Below are 25,802 nucleotides of genomic sequence, written 5' to 3'. Positions count from 1 at the left end.
GGACCGGCATGGTCAATGGGGGTGGTAAGAATGGGCTGTGTCGGGTCGTCGCATCGTTTTCTAGGGCCGATCATCGGCCTTCTCGTGTTCCTTTCGATTGTCTTCGGTCCCGTTTCCAAGGGATTTGCGCAGGAAGCGGCGCCCGCCGCGCCGCCTGCCAAGGTCCAGCAACTGATCCAGCTTCTCGACGATCCCGAAGTGAAGCAGTGGCTTTCGACGAAACAGACGCCTGCCGTCACTCCGGCTGCGACCGAGGCGCCGGCGACGGGGGTCGTCGCCCGGTGGACGGCTGAAATCAGGCGCCACCTGACAGGCATCACCAATGCCGTGCCGCGCGTTCTCCCGGAAATGCAAGCCGCACGGGATCGCCTGGCCGGAGACATGGAAAACCACGGCGCCGCTCCGATCCTCAAAGGCTTCTTCCTCATCCTGCTGATCGGCTACGGCGCCGAATATCTGCTGCGTTGGGTGTTAAAGCGCAGCCTGCAGGGTGCGGTCCTGACCGGGCCGGCCCGGACGATATTGACACGGGTCCTGCCGCTCATCGTTTTCGCGGCCGCCAGCATGTCGGTGCTTGCGATCGCCGATTGGCCTCGGCGGCTGGAGACGACGATCGCGCCGCTGCTTGGCGCCTGGATCGGCGCCCGCCTGCTGATGATCATCGCCTCGGCTGTGTTGACCGGCGGACCGGCAAGCGAGGAGAGTGCAGATGGACGGGTCGGCTACATGTCGCTGACGCCGGACGATGCCCGCTTCTGGTACCGGCACAGCCTGTGGCTGATCGGCGCTGCCGCGCTGGTCTGGGGTGTCGGCGATGCGATGCTGGCTCTTTCCATTCCCACTGACGTGCACGATCTCGTCGCCGCGGCTCTTGGCCTGGTGGTCTTGGCGCTCGGGATCTTGACGGTGGTGCGCCGGCCCACCGGTAACGTCGTCGGCTCGCGCCGCATCGTCGGAAATATCCTGCTGATCGCCTTCCTGGTCGTGCTGTGGATGCTGTGGGTCGCGGGGATGGACGTGCTGTTCTGGATCGGCCTCTACGTGATCGGCATACCGCCGTTGCTGCGCTTCACCAGTGCGTTTACCAAGACGATGCTGGTTGCGTCTGCCGAAGACGACACGCGTGTGATGCGCAATATCTTCGTCGAGCGCGGCGCGCGGCTGCTGGTCATCGCTCTGGCGGCCGGCTGGCTGGCGCTGGTCTTCAAGGTCAGTGCCACGGCGATGATGCATGACGACGCCTTCAATCGGGTGGTCCGCGGGGCGCTCGCCGGTATCGTCATTCTGCTGGCGGCAGACCTCATCTGGCAGCTCGTGAAGGGTTTCATCAATCTGCGCGTCAAGCAGGCCAATCACGCGACCGAGGACCCGGCCGAGCGCGCCCGCAACACCCGTCTGATGACGTTGCTACCGATCCTGCGCAACTTCCTCGCTGCCATCATCGCCGTCGTGGCGGTGCTCATGGTGCTGTCCGGCCTCGGAGTGGAAATCGGCCCGCTGATCGCCGGTGCCGGTGTCTTCGGCGTAGCCATCGGCTTCGGCTCGCAAACGCTCGTCAAGGACGTCATCAGCGGCATCTTCTACATGATGGATGACGCTTTCCGCATCGGGGAATATATCCAGAGCGGCAGCTACAAGGGCACGGTCGAATCCTTCAGCATTCGTTCCGTCAAGCTCCGGCATCACCGCGGCCCGGTCTTTACCGTGCCTTTCGGCTCGCTCGGCGCGGTGCAGAACATGAGCCGTGACTGGGTGATCGACAAGTTCCTGATCAACGTTTCGTTCGATGCCGATGTCGCCAAGGTGAAGAAGCTGGTGAAGGGCATCGGTGCCAAGCTGCTCGAAGATCCGGATATCGGGCCACTGATCCTGGAAACGGTCAAGATGAAGGGCGTCGAGAATTTTGGTGACTATGGGATGACCCTGAGCTTCGCCATGAAGACGAAGCCGGGCAGCCAGACCCAGGTCAGACGCCGGGCCCAGGTCATGATCAAGGAAGCCTTCAAGGAAAACGGCATCAACTTCGCCTCGCCGACGGTGCAGGTGGCCGGCGACGAGCAGCAGCATTCTGCTGCCGCCGCTGCCGCCACCCGCGATGCCATCGCCAAGAAGAATGCCGCCGCAGCCCTCGGGGAGGGAGGGCCGCCAGAGGAATAGGGGGTTCGTCGACAGGTTTTCCAGGGGCTGGGGAGGCCGACCATGAAGCGCGTTCTATTGGGGATGTTGCTGTTCGTGTTCTTCGCAGGCGGCAGCGCCTTGGCGCAATCGAGCGAGCAATTCGTCCGGTCGATGTTCGTTCCGCACAAGGACGATTTCGACGGGATGGAAAAGAGGCGGATTGTCCGCATCCTCGTGCCGTTCAGCAAGACGATCTACTTCATCGACCGCGGCCAGCAGCTCGGCACGGCGGTCGAATCAGGGATGGCTCTCGAAAAAGAGCTCAACAAAGGCCGCAAGAAGCAGGTCGACAAGATCCATGTCGGTTTCGTGCCCGTGCCCCGCGCGCGGTTGCTGTCGGCGCTTGAGGAGGGCCTTGGCGATGTCGTCATGGCCAATCTGACGATCATCGAGACGCGGCTTGCCAAGGTGGACTTTACCGCGCCGTTGTTCGAGGAGGCCAAGGAAGTGCTGGTTACCGGTCCTTCGGCACCGGCAATCGCCAGCCTCGACGACCTGAGCGGTCAGGAGATCCACGTGCGCCGCTCGAGCAGCTATTACGAACACCTGGTGGCGCTCAGCGCGAATTTCAAGAAGGTGGGCCGTGCGCCGATCGCGCTGAAGGACATCGACGAGAACCTTGAGGACGAAGACATCCTGGAGATGGTCAATGCCGGTCTGCTGTCGTGGACCGTCGTCGACGGGCACAAGGTGGGTATCTGGTCGAGGGTTTTGACCGACATTAAGGTGCGCGACGATATCGTCATTTCGGATCATGGACAGATTGCCTGGGCGATCCGCAAGAACAGCCCGAAATTCAAGGCCGTCCTGGACGGATTCGTTAAGGGGCATCGGATCGGCACGACCTTCGGCAACATCCTGAGAAACAAATACTACAAGAGCGACAAGATGCTGAAGCGCGCCTATGCGCCTGATGATGTCGAGCGCTTCAAGCAACTGGTGGAGATCTTCCGCAAGCACGGAGGCAACTATTCCTTCGATCATCTGATGCTGATGGCCCAGGGCTATCAGGAATCGCAACTCGACCAGTCCAGGCGCAGCCCGCGCGGCGCCGTTGGCATCATGCAATTGCTGCCATCGACCGCGGCCGACAAGTCGGTCGACATTCGCGGCATCGACAAGGACGAGAACCTGAACGTCGAGGCTGGATCGAAGTATCTGCGTTTCCTCATCGACACCTATATCAACGATCCGGCGGTCACGCCGCGAGACCAGCTGCTGTTCGCTTTCGCCGCCTACAATGCCGGGCCTGGGAACCTGCGCAAGTTCCGAACGAAGGCCAAGGAGATGGGACTCGATCCGAACGTTTGGTTCGGAAATGTCGAAAACGCCGCTGCCGCGATCGTGGGGCGCGAGACGGTTCAATATGTCAGCAACATCTATAAATACTATGTCGCCTACAGCCTGCTCGAGGCCCATGACGCCGACGCGGCCGCGGCAAAAGTTGAAAACAAGGCGGCACCCACCGCGCCATAGGTGCGGCGCACGCGTTCGCCGGAAGTGGAGGTTTCGAAATGGTCGCGGTGAAAAGCAATGCGCCCGTGAGGCGATCGGCAGCCCTTCTTTGCCTTTTCGCTCTGACGCTCGCCGGCTGCACGACGCCAGACATCGAGCCGATCCCGGGCAGCATCACCTATGGTGGCCAGCCCCGGACAAAACTGACGAAGGCGCCCGTGGGCAGCATCGTCCCGCACCGCTTCACGAGCGGCAACAGTTTCGTTCAGGAGACCTATGTCATTCAGCCGGATCGCACGCTGAAACTTATCCGGCGCGACTACTATGATTTGCCGTTTGATTGATGAACCTAAGGTGCGTGCCGGACTCGGTTGGTTGACAGTCTCGCGCGGAGGCACGATAGCTCGCTGCAGATGAAGATCGCCTTTTATGCACCGCTGAAATCCCCCGATCACCCGGTGCCGTCAGGTGACCGGCTGATGGCGCGCATGCTGATGGCGGCCCTTCGGATCGATGGGCACGAGGTTGCCATTGCATCCGACCTGCGCAGCTTCATGGCGACGCCATCCGATCACGATTTCCACGCGTTGGAGCTTGCGGCGGACACGGAGGCCGCGCGCCTTCGGGCACTCTGGCGCAGCGAGGGCGCGCCCGATCTCTGGTTCTGCTACCACCCCTATTACAAGGCGCCGGACCTTCTCGGGCCGGGGCTCGCAGACGAATTTTCCATTCCCTATGTGACGGCTGAAGCGTCCTATTCGATGCGGCGGAACGAGGGTATCCGGGCCATAGCCCAGCGGCATGTTCTTGCGGCCATCTCGCAGGCGGCCGTCAATATCTGCCTGACACACCGCGACCGCGACGGCCTTCTTGAAGCCGCGCCTTCCTGCCGCCACACGATGCTCGCGCCGTTCATCGATGCGGCGCCATTCATTGAAACCAAGCCGCGGGCCGATGCCGATTGCCGGATGGTCGTGGTCGCGATGATGCGCAGCGGCGACAAGATGGACAGCTACCGCATGCTGGCGCAGGCGCTGATGCGCCTTGCTGCCACCGCCTGGACCTTGACGATCGTCGGCGACGGGCCTTGCCGGGAGGCGGTCAAAGAAACCTTCACTTCCTTGCCTCCCGACCGATTGGTGTGGCTTGGCGAAAAGGATGCAGCCGAGCTTCCGCAAATTCTTGCAGGCGGTGACCTTTACGTGTGGCCCGGCTGCGGCGAGGCCTACGGGCTTGCCTATCTCGAAGCGCAGGCGGCCGGTCTGCCGGTCGTTGCCCAGCGAACGGCCGGTGTGCCCGAGGTCGTGAGGCACGGGGAGACCGGGTTGCTGACGCCGGACGGGGATATCGATGCCTATGCGGCGGCGATGCGCGACCTGATCGAGAACCCGGCACGCCGATGGCGATTGGGCGCAGCCGCCCGACGGTTCGTTCATGAGGAGCGTTCGTTTCCGGCAGCCGCTCGACGGCTTCGCTCGATTTTCGATGAATTCCTGGAGAGGCCGGCATGACCGAAGAAATCCATTGGCAGCGCTTTGCTGCGGAACTCGATCGCGTTGCGGCGTCGGGGCGGCAGGTGGACTTCTGGCTGCGGGACGACGACGCAGCCGAACCGACGGCGGCGCTCGATCGCCTGCTGTCGCTGATCGACCGACACGCATTTCCGGTGGTTCTGGCCGTTCCGCCGGCCCAGGCCGGCGATGCGCTCGCGCGCCGCCTCGACGGGCTCGAAGGTGCAAGCATTGCGGTGCACGGTTGGGCGCATCGCAATCACGCGCCGCCTGAGGAAAAGAAGCAGGAGCTCGGCGCACACCGGCCGCGCGCCACGGTGCTCCACGAACTCGAGCGCGGCTATAGCCGCCTGCAGGCGCTTTTCCCCGGTAGCTTCGTGCCGATGCTCGTTCCGCCGTGGAACCGGATCGATCCAGCCCTTCTCGACGGCTTGCCCGATGTCGGTTTCAAGGCGCTCTCGATCTTCGGTCCGGAAAAGCCGTCACCGTTCAAGCTCGTTAACACCCATGTCGACGTGATGGACTGGCGCGGGACACGCGGCTGCCGCGACCATGCCCTGATCGTCGCCGACATCCTCGCGAGGCTTCGGCAAGTATCCGGCGATGTCGATGAGAGAGCAGACCAGAAGGGCCGCATGATCGGCGTGTTGACGCATCACTTGGTTCACGACGAGGGAGTATGGGCGTTCCTCGAAAAGCTCTTCGCAGCGACCAGCAGACATCCTGCCTGTCGCTGGCTTGCCGGCGGCGACCTTACAGATCGATGAACTGCCCGTCGCGGGCGGCAAAGGCGCCGGCGAAGGTGGCTCGAATGTCACGCTCCATGGCGGCAAGCGCCTCGTCGGTGCGGGACGGATCATGATGGAACATGGCGAGCTGCTTGACCCCGGCGGCCATCGCCAGCCGGGCGCCATGCATGCCGGTCGAGTGTCCATAGCCCTGAAAATGATCCATCTCGCTCTCGAGATAGGTGCAGTCGTAGACCATCAGGTCGCAGCCGGCGATCAGTTCGAGAACGGCGGGATCCAGAATGCCGGGCTCGTGCTCGGTGTCGTAGACGAGAGCGACGGCGCGGCCGTTCCATTCGACGCGGTAGCCGACACAGCCGCCGGGATGATTGAGACTTGTCGTGCGGATCGTGATCCCTTCGCGCGGTGTCAGTACGTCGCCGGGCTTGAAATCCATGCCGTCGAGGCTTGCCTGACAGATATCCGGGTCCACCGGGAACCATGGCGGGCGCATGAAGTCACGGATCATTTCCCTGGTGGTCATGCTGCCGTGCAGGTGGCCCGACCAGAAGCGAACCGAATTCTGACACTTGTAGATCGGCTTGAAATAGGGAAGGCCGATGATGTGGTCATAGTGGCTGTGGGTGAAGAAAAGGTCGAACCGGTCGACGCCCTCGGCGATCAGCGAGTAACCGGCTTCGCGCAGCCCAGACCCCGCATCGAAGAGCAAAACATCCTTGCCGCATCGAACTTCGATGCAGGATGTATTTCCCCCATAGGCGACGTATTGTTGGCCGGATACCGGCAAACTTCCTCTTACGCCCCAGAACCGCACTCGAAAGTTGTCGTCACGCATTCAGTTTCGGCTTCACTACGCACGCTCGGGTCATTTTGATCCTTGTGTGACTGTTAAACAAGCACAGATGGCCATACCCCTGCAATGCCATGGGTTATTATTTGGAAAGTAACCTTAGCGTCGCCAACAGCGCCTGATTGGAAATCGCCCGACGGAACCGCATTATAGCGGGGGTCGCCGGACAGATTGCGGGGCCTTGGCAACGGCATGTGAAACTTTTTGTTGCGCTCTTATATGGATTGTCTATCGAACGCAGTAACGTAGGGAACAGGTCACGCATGGTTGAGACAGCAGACGGGCGGTTCTACGACAGCGTCCCCCTTTTCGATGCGTTCGAAGGGGTCGCGGACGAGGCGAACTATCGCCCGCTGCCGGACAGCTGGATTCTTGCCGTTGCCGACATCGTCAATTCCACCGGCGCGATCGCCGAGGGCCGTTACAAAACCGTGAACATGGCAGGCGCCAGCGTCATTTCGGCGTTGATGAACGCACTCGAAGAAAAGTCGATGCCCTTTGTTTTCGGGGGTGACGGCGCGCTCGCCGCGCTGCCGGCGCCAATGCAGGATCGCGCCCGCGACGCACTCGCCGCCGTGAAGACCTGGGTGGCGGAGGAACTTGGGCTCGACTTGCGCGCCGCGCTGGTGCCGGTCAGCGATATCCGCGCAAACGGCCTCGACATGCGCGTCGCCCGCTTCAAGGCGAGCGAAGAAGTTTCCTATGCGATGTTTGCGGGCGGTGGCGCCAGTTGGGCCGAGGCGGCGATGAAGGCGGGTCGCTATTCCGTCGGTGCCGCGATCCCCGGCAGCCGGCCTGATTTGACCGGGCTCTCCTGTCGCTGGAACCCGATCGAGTCCCGCCATGGCACCATTGCGTCGATCATCGCCGTGCCCGGACCGAAAGGCAATGGAGCAGAATTCCAGTCGCTGATCGCCGATATTGTCGCTTTGGCCGACGAGGAGGAGCGCAACGGCCATCCGGTTCCTGAACTCGGGCCGAATCCGCGGTTCTCCTTCAAGGGGATCGATGCCGAGACGCGGGCTGTGGCACCAAAAGGACGGCGCTTCCTCGCCCGTTGCTTCATCACCGTGCAGACGCTGGTGCTGTTCGTCTGCCTCAGGATGGGCTGGAATCTTGGATCATTCGACACGGGCCGTTACCGTCGTGATCTCGCCGACAACACGGATTTCCGCAAATTCGATGATGGGCTGAAAATGACGATCGACATCAGTGCCGAACGGCTCGGACGGATCGAGACGCGGCTAAGGCAGGCCGAGGCGGCGGGTGTCGGGCACTATGGCCTGCATCAACAGGGCTCGGCGCTGATGACCTGCATCGTGCCGACGCCGATGACACGGGATCACATGCATTTCGTCGACGGCGCGTCGGGCGGCTATGCGGTGGCAGCAAGCAAGCTCAAGGCCGCGCTGGCGCGCGTGCAGGCGGCGTAGACACACGCGAGCTGCCGCCCGATTTTCAGACCTCCCGGGCCAGATCGGGCTAAGCCTTGACGATATGGTCGCCGGTCAAGCCGTTGCGGTAAAAGACGTTGCGCGTATCGACGATGAGCGAGGCGGAATTGGCAAGGGCGGCGTAGTCCACCTGGTCGTGGTCGGTGGCAATCAGAACCGCATCGAACGCCGCGACCGTTTGCGCGTCGAGCGGGACCGAACGCCGGCCCTTCAGCGCACCATGTTCGCGTGTCGGCGGGATCTCGGCGACGTGGGGGTCATGATAGGCGGTGCGGCCCCCGCGCTCTTCGATCAATTCGATCAGGCGCAGCGACGGGCTTTCGCGAATATCCGGAACGTTCTTCTTGTAGGCGAGGCCGACGACGAGGACGTTGGAACGGCTGAGCGCCTTGCCGGCCTTGCGGTCGAGCGCCTCGGCAAGTCGGCTGATCACATGACGGGGCATGGCCGAGTTGATCTCGCCGGCAAGTTCGATGAAGCGTGTCGGCAGTTCGTATTCCCGCGACTTCCAGGTGAGATAGAAGGGGTCGATCGGTATGCAGTGACCGCCGAGCCCCGGGCCGGGGTAGAAGGGCATGTAGCCGAACGGCTTGGTCTTCGCCGCCTCGATCACTTCCCATACGTCGATGCCCATCGCCTCGTAGACGATCTTCAATTCGTTGACGAGGGCGATGTTCACCGAGCGGAAAATGTTCTCGGTCAGTTTCACCGCCTCCGCCGTGGCGTTGGAGGAGACCGGCACCACGGTTTTCACCACGGCTGCGTAGAAGCGCTCCATCAACGCCGAAGCCTGCGGTCCGTCGCCGGCGACGACCTTCGGAATGCTGACGGTTTCGTAGGTCGGGTTGCCGGGATCCTCACGCTCCGGCGAAAAGCCGACGAAGAAATCGCTGCCCGATTTGAGCCCGGTTTCTTCGAGGATCGTGCGCACGACGCCGTCGGTCGTCCCGGGATAGGTGGTCGATTCCAGGACGACGAGCTGTGCGGGCCTCAGGGTCGCGGCGATCGCCCGTGACGTCTTCTCGACGAAGGAAAGATCGGGATCGCGGTGTTTGGTGAGCGGGGTCGGCACGCAGATGATGATGACGTCGCAGTCCGTCAGCTTTTGAAAGTCCGTGGTCGAGCGGAAGCGGCCGGCACTGTTCTCTTTCGCAAGTGCTGCGTCCGATACGGCGGCGATGTAGGATTTGCCCGCGTCGAGCGCGACGATCTTGGTGGGGTCGATGTCGAAGCCGGTGACGACGAAGCCCGCGCGAGCAGCGGCGATGGCGAGCGGCAGGCCGACATAGCCGAGACCGATGACGCCAACCGTGGCGCTCAAGGCGGAGATGGACGAGAGCAGGCTTTCGTAATGAGGTGAGGTCAAGTTTGTTTTCCGGATCTCGTGGCAGGCGGTGGCGCCCGCGCGAACATGTCGTGGTTTGTTGGAGAGAAACAAGCGGCAAGTCAAGCGAGGCACTGCGTCACGCCTGCATTCAGGCCCTTGAGCCGGCTATCAATTCTTCGTGCGAGAAAAACTTTGCCGGGCCTCTGGAAATCGCAAGGCGGGATCAATATCTGCAACATATAAGTGCCGCATTCCGGGTGCCTGCACGTCATTGACGCCGGAATCGGCTGGAGCATTTTCTTAACGGGCACGGCTCATCATCATCCCCCCGCGAACATGGACCGGCACTTTGCCGGGGCGTTCGTCGTCTCCGGATGCTGACGCGGGACGGTCTGTCATGGTGAGGACGCGAAATGGCCCCGACGAACGACAACGTATCCGAAATCCTCATCGACAAGGTTGCCGACTGGCTGATGCGGACATCGCTGAGCGACGCACCGCTGGAGACGATCGTCAAAGGCTTCTGCGAGCGGCTCGCCGCCGCCGGCCTGCCGCTGATGCGCGTTCATCTGTCCTTTTCGATGTTGCATCCGCTCTATGATGCGCTTGGTTTTACCTGGATCCGCGGCAAGGGCGTCGAGGTCAGCGGCCTTCGGCACGAAGAGCTGGCGCTCAATCCGGAGCGTTTCCTCCAGAGCCCCTATTACTATCTGCTCAACAACAATCTCGAACATGTCCGGCGGCGCATCTATCAGGATACCCCGTCCGAGTTCCCGATCTTCGACGACCTCAAGGAGATGGGGGCCACCGACTATCTGGCCTTCATGCAGTCGCTCGGCGCCGATTCCGGTCACGGCATGGTCGGTTCCTGGACGACGGATCGTCACGGCGGCTTCACCGACGATGTGATCGGGGCATTGCTGAAGCTGCAGTATCACCTCGCGGTCGCTGCCAAGATGGCGGTACTCGGCAAACTCGCCGACAACATGCTGACCACCTATCTCGGTTCCAGTGCCGGTCGACGCGTGATGAGCGGTCAGGTCCGCCGTGGCGACGGGGAAACGGTGCGCGCGATCCTGGTCATGGCCGACATGCGTCGTTCGACGATGCTGGCGGAAAAGGAAGGGCGACAGTCCTACATCGAGACGCTGAACACCTATTTCGACGCGATCGCCGCGCCGTTCAACCGCAATGGCGGCCATATCCTGAGCTTCGTCGGGGATGGGTTCATCGCCGTCTATCCGTGCGGCCGCCACAAGGAGCCGTCCGAGTTTGCTGCCCGCGAGGCTTTTTCCGCCGTGCGCGCAGCAACGGCGCGCATGGAGATGTTGAACGGCGAACGGCGCAAGCAAGCGCGCGATCCGATTGGCTACGGTATCGGGCTCCATGTCGGCAACGTGATGTTCGGCAACGTTGGCTTGCGCGACCGGCTGACCTTTTCCGCTTTCGGCTCGGCCGTCAACGAAGTGCAGCGGTTGCAGAACCTCACCAAGAAATATGCGCATAGCGTTGTTGCCAGTGAGGCCTTCGTCAACTACTGCGGCGGAGATTGGACGGCGCTCGGCCAGGAAAAACTGCGCGGAGTCCGGCAGAAATTCACGATTCTCTACCCCAACGATGCGGCGTTGCTTGCCAGGGCAGACGAGCGCTTCGACGATGTGTTGCAGGATGGACTTTCCGAGGCGGAACATGTCATGTTGCTTCATCGCAATACTCGTCCGCTACAGCCGCCGCGCGGCCTCATCGACAAGATGCTTCAATAAGGGGGAAGAATGTTCCGAGTCGTGTTTGTCGCCGCCAGCATTGCCATGGCCGGGGGCGCGATGGCGCAGCCGTGGGAAACCAAACTGTCAGACGGCTTCGAGGGACAGAACTTCGCGCCCGAAGGTGGGCTTTACTATCGCGAGAATTTCGAGCAGAGCGCCGGCACGGTCGAATTTCAAAGCCAGGTCACGCATACCGGAAAGGGCGCGCTCAAACTGAGCGTCGTTCCGACCTGTCCTGATTCGCTCGACGGTTGCAGCGAGCGAGCCGAGATCTGGGAGAAGACGGCGCTTCGCGTGCCCTACGACCAGGGGATTTGGTACGGCTTCGCAGTCAAATTCGCCGATCCGATCCCCAACGAGGATCATCGCTATCTGATCGCCCAATGGAAGCGCGAGATCGATCCCGGCGCCGAAGGCGACTTCAGCCCGTTCCTTGCCTTGCGCCTCGAGGCGGGCAAGCTCTTCGTCACGGTGGAGACGAATTACATCGCGCCGCTCTCATCCGGCCCGGAAGGTACGCCAGCGAGCTGCAAGCCCGGCGAGATCCCCGTGTGGGGGCGGCCAGGCGTCAACCAGATGCGCATGCTGGTCGCCGCCGACAGCAACTGGAAACTGGAGGACGGCAGTCTGTTCAATGCCTGCACGGATGCCATCAAGGTGACGAACCACGGCAACCCCCTGCCCGACCCGAAATCCGGCTGGATCGATTTCGCGATCTACACGCTACCGGGAGCCAATGGGACGGGGCGCATCGAGCTGTTCGCCAATGACAAGCCGATCATCACGGTAACGGGGCACGTCGGCCACGACGACAAGGGGCTCGGGAAGAACCAATACTTCAAGTTCGGCCCCTACCGTGCGGCCGACGGGACGGACTGGACGCTGTTTTATGACGACTTCCGTCGCTCGCCGAATTGCTCCGATGTGTTGAAGGGCGGGGCGTGCCCTGCGCTCTAACCAACTGAATGCACGGGGCAATGCTCCGGTTGCAGTCGGCCCTGCTGGACAGCCCTCTGAAGCTGCGCTAGTCTTTTTTTAGAGGCGGCGGATAAAAAGAAGCGATGAGGGAAGCGTGCTGCGATGACATCTGGGGCGGACCTGCTTCGAGTTGAAGGTCTGCGGATCACATTCTCGGTGCTCGGCGGCGAAGTTCAAGCCGTCAATAACGCGAATTTCAGGATTTTGCCCGGGAAGGTTACGGCTCTCGTCGGTGAGTCGGGATCGGGAAAGTCGGCCATCAGCCAAGCGGTAATGGGCATTTTGCCCAACGTCGCGAGGGTTGGTGGCAAAATTTTGTTCAACGACCCCACCACGGCGGCAAAGCCGATCGACCTGCTCTCGCTGGAGCGGGAAGGCGAGGAAATACGCGGTCTACGCGGTACGCGCATCAGCAAGATCTTTCAGGAGCCGATGACGTCGCTGTCGCCGCTCCACACGATCGGAAACCAGATTTCCGAAGTGCTGAAAATCCACACGGATGCGGAAAAGGCTGAGCGCCGTGCGCGCACCGAGGAACTGCTCGGCTATGTCGGCTTCGCCAATCCGAAGCGCGCCTACGACATGTATCCCTTCGAGCTTTCCGGCGGGATGCGCCAGCGCGCGATGATCGCCATGGCACTGATCTGTCGGCCTGCCCTGTTGATCGCCGACGAGCCGACGACCGCGCTCGACGTGACGGTACAGGCGCAGATCCTGAAACTTCTGCGCGAGCTTCAGGTGAAGCTCAATATGGCGATGCTGCTGATTACCCACGACCTCGGCGTCGTCGCCAACATGGCCGACGAGGTTGTGGTGATCTATCACGGGCAGATCGTCGAGGCCGGTCCCGTCGAGGCGATCTTCCGCAATCCGCAGCACCCCTATCTCAAGGGGCTGATGGCGGCCGTTCCCCATTTCGACATGAAGCCCGGCGAGCGGTTGAAGGCGCTGCGTGAAGTGCCGGTCAAGGCGGGCACGCTGCTTGGGGGCTCGGCTGCCGACCGACGGGCCGGTCCCGATGTGCTCTTGTCCGTCCGCAATGTTTCGAAGACCTACGGAACGCGAAAGTCTTCGTGGTTCGGCGGCGGGGAGAGCACGCTGCATCGCGCCGTCGACGACGTCAGCTTCGATATTCGCCGTGGTGAATGTCTTGGTCTCGTCGGAGAGAGCGGCTGCGGCAAGACGACCGTCAGCAAGATCCTCATGCGGGCGGTGACACCCGATGCCGGATCGGTGATCTTCGACAATGGCGAAGGTCCCGTCGATGTATTGAAGGCGCAGGGCGACGATCTCCAGGCATTGCGCTCGAAAATCCAGATGGTCTTCCAGGATCCGGTTTCGTCGCTTTCCCCGCGCATGACGGTCAAGAACATCCTCAGCGAACCGCTGGAGATTCACGGGCGCGGGACGGCGAAATCGCGTGTCGAGACGGTGCGTTCGCTGTTGCAGGCGGTGGGTCTGGACCAGCGTTTCATCAACCGTTACCCGCACAGCTTCTCCGGTGGGCAGCGTCAGCGTATCGGCATTGCCCGGGCTCTCGCACTGGTACCGGAACTGTTGATCTGCGACGAACCGGTTTCGGCGCTCGACGTTTCGGTCCAGGCGCAAATTCTCAACCTTCTCAAGGATCTGCAGAAGGAACTGGGGCTGACCTGCCTGTTCATCTCGCACAACCTTGCAGTCGTGGACTATATGGCGGACCGCATCGCCGTGATGTGCGCCGGTCGCATCGTCGAGCTCGCCCCGCGCGAGGTGCTAATGCGCAATCCGGTTCATCCCTATACCAAGTCGCTGCTGGCGGCCGTTCCCTATCCGGATCTCGACCGGCAACTCGACTTCGACAGGCTGAAGGACAGCGAAGGATCGGATATGCGGCGCTGGGGACCGCAGTTCCGTGACGACGACGCTGGCGACACGCTCACCCCCGCAGATCTCGGTGGCGACCACTTCGTACTGGCGCGCCGGTCGGTGGATGCAAGGGAGTTACGGCCATGATCACCCGCCGAACTGTTCTGGCATTGCTTGCAACCGTGGCGTTTCCTATGCGGCTCCTGGCTGCCGCCGGCGAGCCGGCGTTTCTGGAAAAGCTGATTGCGGAAGGCAAGCTCCCGCCGCTTAGCGAACGTTTGCCCAAGACGCCACGCGTTATCAACGTCGCGGCCTTGGGGCGCAAACCCGGCAAGCATGGTGGCGTCGTGACGATGATCATCGGCAGCGCCAAGGACATCCGGCTGATGACCGTCTACGGCTATGCCCGACTGGTCGGCTATGACGAAACGCTGAAGCTCGAAGCGGACGTGCTCGAGAGCTACGAGACGGTCGAGGACCGTATCTTCACCTTCCATTTGAGGGAAGGTCACAAGTGGTCCGACGGAACACCGCTGACGGCCGAGGACTTCCGCTACTGCTGGGACGATGTCCTCAACAACGAGAAGCTTAGCCCCGCCGGATTGCCGACTGCGCTCGTCATGGACGGCGAAGCAGGAAAGTTCGAAGTCATCGACGAGCGAACCGTTCGCTATACCTGGGCGACACCGAACCCGGACTTCCTGCAGAAGCTCGCGGCACCGCAGCCGCTGGTGGTGGCGATGCCGTCAGCCTATCTCAAACAGTTCCATGAGAAGTACCAGGAAGAAGACAAGCTCAAGGCTTTGATGAAGGAGCAGCGCGTCAAGAAATGGAGCCAGCTCCATATGCGCATGGCTCGCTCCTATCGCCCTGAGAACCCCGACCTTCCAACGCTCGATCCATGGCGTAACACCACGTCGCTTCCGGCCGAACAGTTCGTCTTCGAGCGCAATCCCTATTTCCACCGCGTCGACGAGAACGGATTGCAGCTTCCCTATATCGACAAGTTCGTGCTCAACGTCAGCTCGCCGGCGCTGATTCCGGCGAAGACCGGAACGGGCGAAAGCGATTTGCAGGCGACGGGTATCGATTTCGTCGACTATACCTTCCTCAAGGATTCCGAGAAGCGTTATCCGGTGAAGGTGCTGCTGTGGAAGAAGACGCAAGGCTCGCGCCTGGCGCTCTTGCCGAACCTCAACTGCTCCGACACGGTCTGGCGGGCGCTTCTGCAGGACGTGCGCGTTCGCCGCGCGCTGTCACTTGCGATCGACCGCACCGAGATCAACAAGGCAGTCTTCTACGGCCTGACCAAGGAGAGCGCCGACACGGTCCTGCAGGATAGCCCGCTCTTTCGTCCGGAATTCGCCAGCGCCTGGATCGCACACGATCCGGCCCAGGCCAATGCGTTGCTGGACGAGGTTGGGCTTACGCAACGCGGCAGCGATGGTATTCGCATCCTGTCCGACGGCCGGGCGGCGCAAATCGTCGTGGAAACGGCGGGTGAAAGCACGCTCGAAACGGACGTGCTGCAGCTCATCACCGACTACTGGCAAAAGATCGGGATATCCCTTTTCATCCGCACCTCGCAGCGCGACACGTTCCGCAGCCGCGCTGTCGGCGGCGAGATCATCATGTCGATGTGGTTCGGGCTCGACAACGGCGTTCCCACCCCGGGAATGAACCCAGGGCAGCTGGCGCCGACCGCCGACGACCAGCTGCAATGGCCGGTCTGGGGGCTCAACTACCTGTCCCATGGCGAAATGGGCCAGCCGCCGGATCTTCCGGCCGCCATCGAACTGACGGAACTGCTGCAGCGCTGGCGGCATTCGGCTGAAGATGCCGAGCGTACGGAGATTTGGACCCGCATGCTGTCGATTTACACAGACCAGGTCTTCTCGATCGGTATCGTCAACGCCTCGCTACAGCCGATCCTCGTGGCGAAGAAGCTTCGGAATGTGCCGGAAACGGCGCTCTACGGCTTCGATCCCACCTGCTATTTTGGTGTTTACAAGACCGATACCTTCTGGATCGAGCAGGAAGCCTGACATGCTGCGATATATTCTCTGGCGTATCGCGGCGATGGTTCCAACCCTTCTTATCATTTCCGCTCTCGTGTTCACCATCATCGAACTGCCGCCCGGCGACTACTTCGAGAGCTATGTCTCCGAGATCAAGGCGCAGGGCGAAGGCGTCGACATGGAACAGATCGAGGCGCTGAGGAAGGAGTACGGCTTCGATCAGCCGGCGGCCCTGCGCTACGTCTACTGGCTCGGTGGCATGCTGAAGGGCGATTTCGGCTATTCCTTCGAATATGAACTGCCGGTCAGCGCCGTGGTCGGCGACCGTCTGTGGCTGACGATCCTTGTTTCTTTCGTCACCATCATCTTCACCTGGCTGATCGCCTTTCCAATCGGCATCTATTCCGCGACGCATCAGTATAGCTGGGGCGACTACGGCCTGTCGCTCGTGGGGTTGATCGGCATCGCCATCCCGAACTTCATGCTCGCACTGATCCTGATGTATTTCGCCAATATCTGGTTCGGGATTTCGATCGGTCACCTGATGGACCAGAAGTATCTGGCCGAGCCGATGAGTTGGGCCAAGGCGAAGTCGATCCTCGAGCATATCTGGATTCCCGTCATCATCGTCGGCGCGGCGGGCACGGCCGGCATGATCCGGCGCCTGCGCGCCAATCTGCTCGACGAGTTGCAGAAGCAGTATGTCGTGACGGCCCGGGCCAAGGGCCTTTCGCCGATGCGCACGCTGGTCAAGTACCCCCTGCGGATGGCCCTGAACTTCTTCATATCGGATATCGGCTCGATTCTGCCGGCGATCATTTCCGGCGCTGAAATCACCGCGATCGTATTGTCGCTGGAAACCACCGGACCGATGTTGATCAAGGCTCTGCAAAGCCAGGACATGTATCTCGCCGGTTCGTTCCTGATGTTCCTCGCCTTCCTGACGGTGATCGGCGTGCTGATTTCCGACATCGCGCTCGCCATCCTCGATCCTCGAATTCGGCTGCAAGGCAGGAGCACCAAGTGACGTCATTTCTTCCGGCGCCCGGCGAGCCCTTGCCGCACTACGTATCGACGGCTCCCTTCGATCCCTATTCCATCGAGGCGATGACCGACGAGCAGGTGCGCGTCAACCAGGCTTCCCAGCTTCGCCTGATGTGGTGGAAATTCCGCCGCCACAGGCTCGCGCTCGCCTCCGGCATTTTCCTCGCGGTGCTCTATCTGTCGATCGTCGTCTCCGAGTTCCTGGCACCCTACAACCTGCACACCCGCAACATGGATTACATCTATGCGCCGCCGCAGGCGGTGCATCTGTTCCATGAGGGCAAGTTCGTCGGTCCCTTCGTCTATGGACGGACCATGACACTCGACATGGACACGCTGAAGCGCAACTACACCGACGATACCAAGGACGTGCAGCGGCTCCGATTCTTCTGCCGCGGCGACAGCTATCGCTTCTGGGGCCTGTTCGACAGCAACGTGCATCTCGTTTGCCCGGCCGAAGGCGGTCAGGCCTTTTTCCTGGGAACGGATCGTCTCGGCCGTGACGTGCTGTCCCGCATCATTTACGGCGCTCGAATTTCGCTCACGATCGGTCTTCTCGGCATCACCGTCAGCTTCGTGCTCGGCATCGTCATCGGCGGCCTTGCCGGTTATCACGGCGGCGTCTTCGATCTCATCGTCCAGCGCGTCATCGAAGTCTTGCAGTCGATCCCGAGCATCCCGCTCTGGCTGTCGCTCGCGGCGATCATGCCGGCGACCTGGAGCCCGATTCTGATCTACCTGGCGATCACGATCATCCTCGGACTCCTGGACTGGACGGGGCTCGCGCGCGCGGTACGCTCGAAACTGCTGGCGCTTCGCGAAGAAGATTACGTGCTGGCCGCCCAGTTGATGGGTGCGAAGAGCAGCCGCATCATCGGCCGACATCTCGTGCCCGGCTTCATGTCGCATCTGATCGCCACCGCGACGATCTCGATCCCCGGCATGATCCTCGGCGAGACCGCCCTGAGCTTCCTCGGCCTCGGCCTCAGGCCCCCGATCACCAGTTGGGGCATTCTCCTGACCGAGGCAAAAAGCGTCAGCGTCATCGCCTTCTATCCCTGGCTCCTATTTCCCACAATTCCGGTCATTCTTGTGATTTTGGCGTTCAACTTCCTGGGAGATGGGTTGCGTGACGCGGCCGATCCCTACAAATGAGGCCCGATTTGATGCCGGCAACCGAACGGCGTGAAACGGTTCATTGCCTCTGAGCGAAAGGTTCCTTGCATGATGCGGCGCTTTGAAGATGCCCGGATCCTCATGTACAGCCATGACACGTTCGGGCTCGGGCACCTTCGCCGGTGCCGCACGATCGCGCATTCGCTGGTGGAAGACTACCGCGGTTTGAACATTCTGATCATCTCCGGCGCGACGATCGCCGGCGCATTCGACTACCGTGCGCGCGTCGATTTCGTGAAGATCCCGAGCGTTATCAAACTCCACAATGGCGACTACACGTCGCTCGACCGCCACATCGAGCTCGATGAGACGCTGAAGATGCGCCAGGCGATCATTCGCCACACCGCCGAGACCTTCAAGCCCGACATCTTCATCGTAGACAAGGAGCCGATGGGCCTGCGCGGCGAAGTCGAAGAGACGCTCACCTATTTGAAAGCGCACGGCACGACGCTGGTCTTGGGCTTGCGCGAGGTCATGGATGCGCCGCACCTGCTGGAAGCGGAGTGGAAGCGGCGCGACACGATGCGAAAGATCGAGCAGTATTACGATACGATCTGGGTCTATGGCCCGCCGGATTTCTACGACCCGCTGACCGAGCTCGAAGTGCCGCCGGCCGTGCGCGACCGAATGAACTTCGTCGGCTTCCTGCAGCGCAGCGTTCCGCGCGAGGAATTGCCCGGACACAAGCCGCAGGGCGACTACATCCTGGTGACGACAGGTGGCGGCGGCGACGGTGCCGACCTGATCCACGATGTGATCCATGCCTATCAGCAGGATCCGGAACTCACGTACAATGCGTTGATCGTGCTCGGGCCCTATATGCCGGTCAAGAAGCGGGAGAAATTGATCCGCAAGGGCAGCAAGATCCCCTATATCAAGATCATCGAGTTCGACAATCGCATGGAAGAGCTCATCGCCGGGGCAAAAGGCGTCGTCGCCATGGGCGGCTACAACACCTATTGCGAAATCCTCTCTTTCGACAAGCCTGCTCTGATCGTGCCGCGCATCCAGCCGCGCGAAGAGCAGTTGATCCGTGCGCGCCGCGCCGCCGAGCTTGGGCTCGTCGAAATGCTGCTGCCGGACGAAGCGGAAGATCCGCTGCGGTTGGCGGCGGCGCTGAAGGCGCTGCCGTCCCGGGCGCCGCCGTCGAAGAGCACCGCCAACGGCTTGCGGTTGGAAGGACTCGCGCATATCTCTGAAATCGTCGGCGGGTGGCTCGAACGGCCTTCGAGCGACCACCTGAATATCGTGAAGAAATCGAGCTGAAGCATTGCCGACAAATCGCAAGATTGCAGTCGTTCTGAAGGGCTATCCGCGTCTTTCGGAAACCTTCATCGCGCAGGAACTGCTTGGCCTCGAGCAGGCCGGACTAGACCTCGTGCTGATCGCGCTTCGCCGCCCGACCGACGGCAAGCGCCATCCGGTTCACGATGAAATTCGTGCCGATGTCCACTATCTTCCCGAATATCTACATGAGGAACCGCTGCGGGTACTCCGCAGTCTCGTGCGTTGCTTGCCGAAGCCAGGTTTCTGGCCGGCATTCGGTCTCTTTTTGAAAGACCTGCGCCGCGATTTCAGCCGCAATCGTTTTCGTCGGTTCGGGCAGGCGCTTGTGCTTGCTTCGGAATGGCCGGGCAATCCGCGCTGGCTGCACGCGCATTTCATCCATACACCGGCGTCGGTGACGGCCTATGCCAGCGTGATCGCCGGCACGCCCTGGTCCTGCTCGGCGCATGCCAAGGACATCTGGACATCGCCGGACTGGGAGCTCTCCGAAAAGCTTGGTCGGGCGCGCTGGACGGTCACCTGCACGCGCATGGGCTATGAGCATCTGAAGAGCCTGGCGACCGAAAAGGCCAGGGTACATCTGAGCTACCATGGCCTTGATCTCGATCGGTTCCCTCATTTCGAGGGCGCGCATTCTGGCCGCAATGGTTCCGACCCTTCGGATTCCGTCCGCATCGTCAGCGTCGGCCGCGCTGTCGGCAAGAAAGGCTACGACGTGCTGCTGAAGGCACTCTCGCTGCTGCCGACAGATCTCCATTGGCGGTTCGAACACATCGGCGCCGGCGAGCTGACGGCCTCGCTCAAGACACAGGCCGCCGAGCTTGGCGTTTCCGACCGGATCGCCTGGAAGGGCGCGCTTGACCAGACGGACGTGCTTGCGCATTACCGGACGAGCGACATCTTCGCGCTTGCCTGCCGGATCTCGGCCGACGGCGATCGCGACGGGTTGCCCAATGTGCTCGTCGAAGCCTCGAGCCAACGCCTGGCTTGCGTTTCGACGGCGATTTCCGGCGTACCGGAACTTCTCGTCGACGGCGAGAATGGCCGGGTCGTCCCGTCGGAAGACCCACAGGCGCTTGCGGCGGCCCTCGAAGCACTCATCCGCGATCCCGCGCTTCGTCACAGGCTGGGCGATGCGGCGGAGCGGAAAGTCCGCGCGCAATTCGACCACCACACAAGTATCGATCAGCTTGCCGGGCTGTTTGCCAGCGAATGGAGAGCCGCGTGATGCGTGCGCGCCGCGTCTTTTTCTACGTGCAGCATCTGCTCGGCATCGGCCATCTGGCGCGGGCGAGCCGGATCGCGAGCGCTCTTGCCGCCAGAGGTTTCGAGGTAACCGTCGTGACCGGCGGCAATCCGGTGTCGGGCTTCCCGGGAAATGACGTAAAGCACGTGGCCCTTCCGCCGGTGCTCGCCGGCGACACGGGGTTTTCCGGCCTTGCCGACAGCGAGGGAAATCCGGTGAGCGATGCGTTCAAGGACAGGCGCCGGGACCTGCTGATCGAGGCGTACCTTGCCTGCGATCCCGATATCGTCATCTTCGAAGCTTTCCCCTTCGGCCGCCGCCAGATGCGTTTCGAGCTGATGCCCTTGCTCGAGGTCATCGAAAAGCAGAACCCGCGGCCCCTGGTTGCGGCTTCGCTTCGGGATATCCTGCAAGAGCGGACGAAGCCAGGGCGTGCCGAGGAGACCCTCGACGTCGTAAAGGCACATTTCGATCTCGTGCTCGTGCACGGGGATCCTGCCTTCGCGCGGCTCGAAGAGACCTACCCTTACGCGGCCGAGATCGCCGACAAGATCGCCTATACCGGCCTCGTGGCTGGGCCGGCACCCGAAGCTCCGTCGGAAACGTTCGACGTGCTCGTTTCGGCCGGTGGTGGTGCGGTCGGCAAGGAACTGATCGGTGCGGCACTGCAGGCGGCGAGCTTGCTGCCGCCCGCGCTGCAATGGTGTCTGGTCACGGGGCCGAACCTGCCGCAGCAGGACTACGACGCCTTCGCGGCCGCCGCGCCGGGCAACGTACGGCTCTTCCGCTTCCGCAAGGATTTCGCCAGTCTGCTTTCGGGCACGCGGCTATCGGTTTCTCAGGCCGGCTACAACACGGTCTGCGACATCATCCGTGCCGGTTGCGGATCCTTGCTGATCCCCTTCGTCGCCGGCGGCGAAACCGAGCAGTCGACCCGGGCGGAGCGACTCGAAAAGCTCGGCCTTGCCGGCGTGCTGCCGGAGGCCGAAGTGACGCCCGTAAGGTTGGCGCGCGATGTCGAAGCGATGCTGGCGAGACGGAAGCCGAACATACCGCCGCTGGATCTTGACGGCGCGATGAAGACCGCCGAAATCCTGGAGCGCCGCATCGCCCTTTGATCGGCCTCATCGCGGGCGCTGTATCGGGCCCGCGTCTTGCTGGCGTGTGCCCGGCGAGGTTTATCCTGAAATGCCAGGATCGAGCGACGGCAGTTGCAGCACTCAGACCGTTCCGATCAGCATGAAGCGGGTATATTTTTTCGTCGGCAGGGCGCCGGTAAATTCCACTGTCGTCAGTGCCGCCTGCTTGACGAAATCCTCGACGGAAGCAACGCAATTGATGTGGGTCGGCTCGCTGAAATAGTCGTTGGATTGCAGCAGAACGCGCGTACCGGCGGGAATGCGGTCGAGCCACGATTTCAGGTCGGCGATGTGTTCGCAACTCGTGTTTATGATGAGGTCGGCCCCTAGTGTCACATAGTCGATGGCGTACATGTCGGCCGTCACGGCGCGGAATTTCTCCGGGAAGGCGGCATTCAGGGTTCGCGCAACCGCTTCGACGTCCGGGTCGATGTCGAAGCTGTCGACCGCGGCCACGTTGAAGCGCGCGTCCTCCAGCAGCATCGCGCCCAGGATGCCGTACCACCCGCCGAGGATCGCAATCCTGGCGTAGGACGAACCAGCCACGTTGAGGAGCGTATCGCGCGCCCAGATCTTGCAGGCAACCTGCTTGTGATTGAAGGCGTTGGCGATGTGGGCTTCGGGGTGTCTGGCGATTACCTTCGCGATGCCTTCGATGAGAGGGCTCTGCGTATAGGCGGCGATGCCGCGTGCCAAATCAAAGGCATGCTCATACCAATCGCTGGTTTGGGAAGGCGGGTGGCTGGTGTGTTTCATGTGCTCGTTGTAAGCTGGGTGTCGGGCGAGTGCAATAACGGCGTGTGCTTCGGAGAATGACAGTCTCTGTGGTTGCCTTCGCGGCAGTGGAGACGAAGCCGCGTCCATTGCAGATTTCCCCCGCACCTGCATAATCAATGGAACCGGATTCGGCGCCGGGCGGAATATGCAGACATCCACTTCGCGATCGAGCGCCGATAGGCACCCATCCGGAGCTCCGCCGAGGAATGATGCGTGGTGGGGCAATCGGCAGCCCGCCACGCCAGCAGCTATCGTGTTCAATAAGGTCCTATTGCCAGACACATGGAACCACGCCTTTCCCGCTACATCTGGACCCACACGCGCAAGGATCAGCTTTGGATTCTGGTGGTCGTCGCGCTGTCGATGATCCCCTATTTCCTGTCCTTCGACCTGCCGAAGCAGATCGTCAACGGACCCATCCAGGGTGACGGATTCGACAGTCCAGAGGCGACGCAGGCCTTCCTGCCGATTTCGTTCGACTTACCGTATCTTGGAACGATCAATGTCTTTGACGGCTTCCATCTCGGTCGAGAAGGCATGTTGCTCGCGCTCAGCCTGGTGTTCCTGCTGCTGGTGGTCGTCAACGGCCTCTTCAAGTTCTACATCAACACTTTCAAGGGCCGGCTCGGCGAGCGCCTCCTGCGGCGCATTCGCTTCGAACTCGTCGATCGCGTGCTTCGGTTCCCGCCCAGCCACTTCAAGAGGGTAAAGCCGGCCGAAATCGCGACGATGATCAAGGATGAGGTCGAGCCGCTCGGCGGCTTTACCGGTGACGCCTTCGTCTCGCCGGCACTGCTCGGCGGCCAGGCGCTGACGGCGCTGGTGTTCATCCTGCTGCAGAGCTTCTGGCTTGGTCTGGTCGCGACGCTGATCGTGGCGGTTCAGGCGATCATCATCCCGCGCATGCGCAAGCGGCTTCTGGTGCTTGGGCGTGAACGGCAGCTGACGGCGCGAGAACTCTCCGGCCGCGTCAGTGAAATTGTCGACGGTATCGGAGCCATCCGCGGCCACGATACCTCCAACTACGAGCGTGCCGACATCGCGTCGCGTCTCGGCAGGATCTTCAAGATCCGCTACGACCTTTACCAGTGGAAATTCCTCGTCAAGTTCATCAACAACTTCCTGGCGCAGGTCACACCTTTCCTTTTCTACGCGATCGGCGGTTACTTCGCCCTGCAGGGTCGCCTCGATATCGGTCAGCTCGTCGCGGTCATCGGCGCCTATAAGGACCTGCCAGGTCCGCTGAAGGAGCTCATCGACTGGGACCAGGCCCGCCAGGACGTTCAGGTCAAGTATGCGCAGGTCGTCGAGCAATTCAGCATCGAGCCGTTGCTCGATCCGAAGGTTCAGGCCGTTGCTGCAGGGGCCACCGAATCGTTGAGCGGTCCACTGGCGGCCGTGAACCTGACGGTGATCGACGACGGCGGCTCCACCGTGCTCGAGCACGTGTCGCTTCAGGTGCAGCAGGGCGAGAAGGTCGCCCTGACCGGTGGCGGCGAGGTACTGGCCGAGGCCTTCGGTCGGTTGGTCTGGCCGGCGAGCGGCAAGGTTGTTATCGGTGGACAGGATATTCTGGAGATACCGGAATCGGTTACCGGGCGTCGCATCGCTTATGCGTCGTCCGACGTCTACGTGTTCCAGGGCAGCCTCGGCGACAATATCCTCTACGGGTTGAAGCACGCCCCGCTGACGGACGTAACTTATGAGGGAGAGCGGGCCTCGCACCGGAAGTGGGAAGTGACCGAGGCGCGCCTGGCCGGCAATCCGCAACTTGATATCAACAGCGATTGGATCGACTACGGCTCGGCCGGGGCCAGCGGTCCGGATGATCTGCTCGTGCAGATCCGCCCGGTTCTCGATGCCGTCCTGTTGACCAATGACGTGATGGCGCTTGCCGTCCGCTCGACGATCGACCCGAACCGGCACGCGGCCTTTGCGGCCGGTATCGTCGAAATGCGCAGTGCTCTGAGGCAGCGTCTCGAAAAGGAAAAACTCAGCGATCTCGTCGTCTTCTTCGAACCGGGGACCTACAATGTAGAGGCCACCATCGGTGAAAACATGCTGTTCGGTACCATCACCGATCAGGTGATGTGGGCGAATGCGCTTGAGAACCATCCGTTCTTCAAGACCATCCTGCGGCGCGTCGGTTTGCGCGACACGTTCTACGAGATGGGCATCGAGATTGCCGAGAACGTGGTCGAACTGTTCCGCGACTTGCCGCCGGACCATCCGTTCTTCCAGCAGCTGACCTTCATGACCGCCGAGGAAATACCTGTCTACGAGACCATCCTGCAGAAGGTGCGCAGCCGCGGCAAGAGCGAGGTTTCGGAAGACGATCAGATCAAGATCATCCGGCTGTGCTTCGATTACATCGAGCCGCGGCATCGCTTCGGTTTGCTGACGGAAGAGGTCATGGCGAAGGTCGTTGCGGCACGCCGTGAATTCGATGAGGGCCTCCCGGCCGACCTCGCCGGGATGATCGAGCACTATCGCCCGAACCGCTACATCGCCTCGGGCAGCATCATCGACAACGTGCTCTTCGGCCGCATCGGCCACAAGCATGCCGACGGGTCGGAAAAAATCCGGGCGATCGTTCGCGATCTCTTCGAGGCCGGCGGCCTCTATAACGAAGTGCTGGCCTTCGGCTTCGACTACAATGTGGGCGCCGGCGGCAAGCGTCTGACGGCGGCGCAGCGGCAGAAGCTCGATCTTGCGCGCGCGCTCGTCCGCGCCTGCGATTTCTACATCTTCAATCAGCCGCTGCTTGCGCTTGATCAACGCGTCCAGGAGCAGGTCGTGCGCAATGTCTTCTCGCTGCTTGACCGCGCAGGGCGTGATCCGGCGATCGTCTGGGTCCTTGCCAATCCCTCGTTACTGGATCTCTTCGACCGCGTTGTGCAGTTCGAGAACGGACGCCTGATTCATGACACCGGTGTCGACGCAGCGGTGGATGACGGACGCGACTACAAGGAAATGGCATCTTGATGTAATATTAATGT

At 61.7% G+C, this 25,802-nt stretch carries 19 protein-coding genes; 16 read left to right on the top strand and 3 right to left on the bottom strand.

Annotated features, from left to right (window positions below):
- The first annotated feature begins 30 nt into the window (after positions 1–30).
- From AC0C6X_RS07080 to AC0C6X_RS07060, 5 genes are all read left to right on the top strand, one after another.
- Positions 31–2,157 carry a mechanosensitive ion channel family protein gene (locus tag AC0C6X_RS07080; RefSeq protein WP_472952340.1) on the top strand — a complete coding sequence of 709 codons (2,127 nt, stop codon included), beginning with the start codon at positions 31–33 and terminating at the stop codon, positions 2,155–2,157.
- A 42-nt stretch (positions 2,158–2,199) separates the two neighbouring features.
- Positions 2,200–3,654: an MltF family protein gene (locus AC0C6X_RS07075; protein WP_472952304.1), complete on the top strand. Its 1,455-nt coding sequence runs from the start codon at positions 2,200–2,202 to the stop codon at positions 3,652–3,654.
- Between the two features lie 38 nt (positions 3,655–3,692).
- Positions 3,693–3,977, top strand: coding sequence for a hypothetical protein (locus AC0C6X_RS07070; RefSeq protein ID WP_173518746.1), 285 nt, complete (start codon positions 3,693–3,695; stop codon positions 3,975–3,977).
- 69 nt (positions 3,978–4,046) lie between these two features.
- Complete coding sequence (locus tag AC0C6X_RS07065) at positions 4,047–5,144, top strand: glycosyltransferase family 4 protein (RefSeq protein ID WP_173518745.1); 1,098 nt, start codon at positions 4,047–4,049, stop codon at positions 5,142–5,144.
- Positions 5,141–5,911 (top strand): polysaccharide deacetylase family protein, encoded by a 771-nt coding sequence (locus AC0C6X_RS07060; RefSeq protein WP_247959541.1) that lies wholly within the window; start codon positions 5,141–5,143, stop codon positions 5,909–5,911. The genes AC0C6X_RS07065 and AC0C6X_RS07060 overlap by 4 nt, the downstream gene beginning before the upstream one ends.
- Here AC0C6X_RS07060 and AC0C6X_RS07055 read toward each other — a convergent pair.
- The gene (locus tag AC0C6X_RS07055; RefSeq protein ID WP_173518743.1) at positions 5,898–6,728 is read right to left on the bottom strand and encodes an MBL fold metallo-hydrolase; all 831 of its coding nucleotides are present in this window, start codon (positions 6,726–6,728) and stop codon (positions 5,898–5,900) included. The genes AC0C6X_RS07060 and AC0C6X_RS07055 overlap by 14 nt on opposite strands.
- Positions 6,729–7,006: 278 nt before the next feature.
- Between AC0C6X_RS07055 and AC0C6X_RS07050 the strand changes: the two genes are divergently transcribed.
- Positions 7,007–8,176: a DUF3095 domain-containing protein gene (locus tag AC0C6X_RS07050; protein WP_173518742.1), complete on the top strand. Its 1,170-nt coding sequence runs from the start codon at positions 7,007–7,009 to the stop codon at positions 8,174–8,176.
- 49 nt (positions 8,177–8,225) lie between these two features.
- Here AC0C6X_RS07050 and AC0C6X_RS07045 read toward each other — a convergent pair whose 3' ends face one another.
- Entirely contained in the window at positions 8,226–9,563 is a 1,338-nt protein-coding gene (locus AC0C6X_RS07045; RefSeq protein WP_472952303.1) for a nucleotide sugar dehydrogenase, read from the bottom strand.
- 374 nt (positions 9,564–9,937) lie between these two features.
- On the opposite strand from AC0C6X_RS07045, the gene AC0C6X_RS07040 reads away from it, so the two are divergent.
- From AC0C6X_RS07040 to AC0C6X_RS07000, 9 genes are all read left to right on the top strand, one after another.
- Positions 9,938–11,287 carry an adenylate/guanylate cyclase domain-containing protein gene (locus AC0C6X_RS07040; protein ID WP_173518740.1) on the top strand — a complete coding sequence of 450 codons (1,350 nt, stop codon included), beginning with the start codon at positions 9,938–9,940 and terminating at the stop codon, positions 11,285–11,287.
- 9 nt (positions 11,288–11,296) lie between these two features.
- Positions 11,297–12,247 carry a polysaccharide lyase family 20 protein gene (locus AC0C6X_RS07035; RefSeq protein ID WP_173518739.1) on the top strand — a complete coding sequence of 317 codons (951 nt, stop codon included), beginning with the start codon at positions 11,297–11,299 and terminating at the stop codon, positions 12,245–12,247.
- A gap of 123 nt (positions 12,248–12,370) precedes the next feature.
- The gene (locus AC0C6X_RS07030; protein WP_247959544.1) at positions 12,371–14,263 is read left to right on the top strand and encodes an ABC transporter ATP-binding protein; all 1,893 of its coding nucleotides are present in this window, start codon (positions 12,371–12,373) and stop codon (positions 14,261–14,263) included.
- Positions 14,260–16,161, top strand: a complete 1,902-nt coding sequence (locus tag AC0C6X_RS07025; RefSeq protein ID WP_472952300.1) for an ABC transporter substrate-binding protein — start codon at positions 14,260–14,262, stop codon at positions 16,159–16,161. Before AC0C6X_RS07030 ends, AC0C6X_RS07025 begins: the two co-directional genes overlap by 4 nt.
- Position 16,162: 1 nt before the next feature.
- Positions 16,163–17,161: an ABC transporter permease gene (locus tag AC0C6X_RS07020; protein WP_247959545.1), complete on the top strand. Its 999-nt coding sequence runs from the start codon at positions 16,163–16,165 to the stop codon at positions 17,159–17,161.
- Positions 17,158–18,333 (top strand): ABC transporter permease, encoded by a 1,176-nt coding sequence (locus tag AC0C6X_RS07015; protein ID WP_472952298.1) that lies wholly within the window; start codon positions 17,158–17,160, stop codon positions 18,331–18,333. The genes AC0C6X_RS07020 and AC0C6X_RS07015 overlap by 4 nt, the downstream gene beginning before the upstream one ends.
- A 69-nt stretch (positions 18,334–18,402) precedes the next feature.
- Positions 18,403–19,620: a glycosyltransferase family protein gene (locus AC0C6X_RS07010; protein WP_334198044.1), complete on the top strand. Its 1,218-nt coding sequence runs from the start codon at positions 18,403–18,405 to the stop codon at positions 19,618–19,620.
- Positions 19,621–19,624: 4 nt separating this feature from the next.
- Positions 19,625–20,869 (top strand): glycosyltransferase family 4 protein, encoded by a 1,245-nt coding sequence (locus tag AC0C6X_RS07005; protein WP_472952297.1) that lies wholly within the window; start codon positions 19,625–19,627, stop codon positions 20,867–20,869.
- Complete coding sequence (locus AC0C6X_RS07000; RefSeq protein WP_247959546.1) at positions 20,869–22,005, top strand: glycosyltransferase family protein; 1,137 nt, start codon at positions 20,869–20,871, stop codon at positions 22,003–22,005. The genes AC0C6X_RS07005 and AC0C6X_RS07000 overlap by 1 nt, the downstream gene beginning before the upstream one ends.
- A 102-nt stretch (positions 22,006–22,107) precedes the next feature.
- Here AC0C6X_RS07000 and AC0C6X_RS06995 read toward each other — a convergent pair whose 3' ends face one another.
- Positions 22,108–22,782, bottom strand: coding sequence for a methyltransferase domain-containing protein (locus AC0C6X_RS06995; protein WP_472952338.1), 675 nt, complete (start codon positions 22,780–22,782; stop codon positions 22,108–22,110).
- Between the two features lie 303 nt (positions 22,783–23,085).
- Between AC0C6X_RS06995 and AC0C6X_RS06990 the strand changes: the two genes are divergently transcribed.
- Positions 23,086–25,788, top strand: coding sequence for an ABC transporter transmembrane domain-containing protein (locus AC0C6X_RS06990; RefSeq protein ID WP_472952296.1), 2,703 nt, complete (start codon positions 23,086–23,088; stop codon positions 25,786–25,788).
- Positions 25,789–25,802: the final 14 nt, after the last annotated feature.

The sequence above is a fragment of the Ensifer sp. VA4 genome (genome assembly GCF_055710065.1).
The sequence above is the reverse complement of the archived record's forward strand: the minus strand, read 5'-3'. Positions and strand labels throughout refer to the sequence as shown.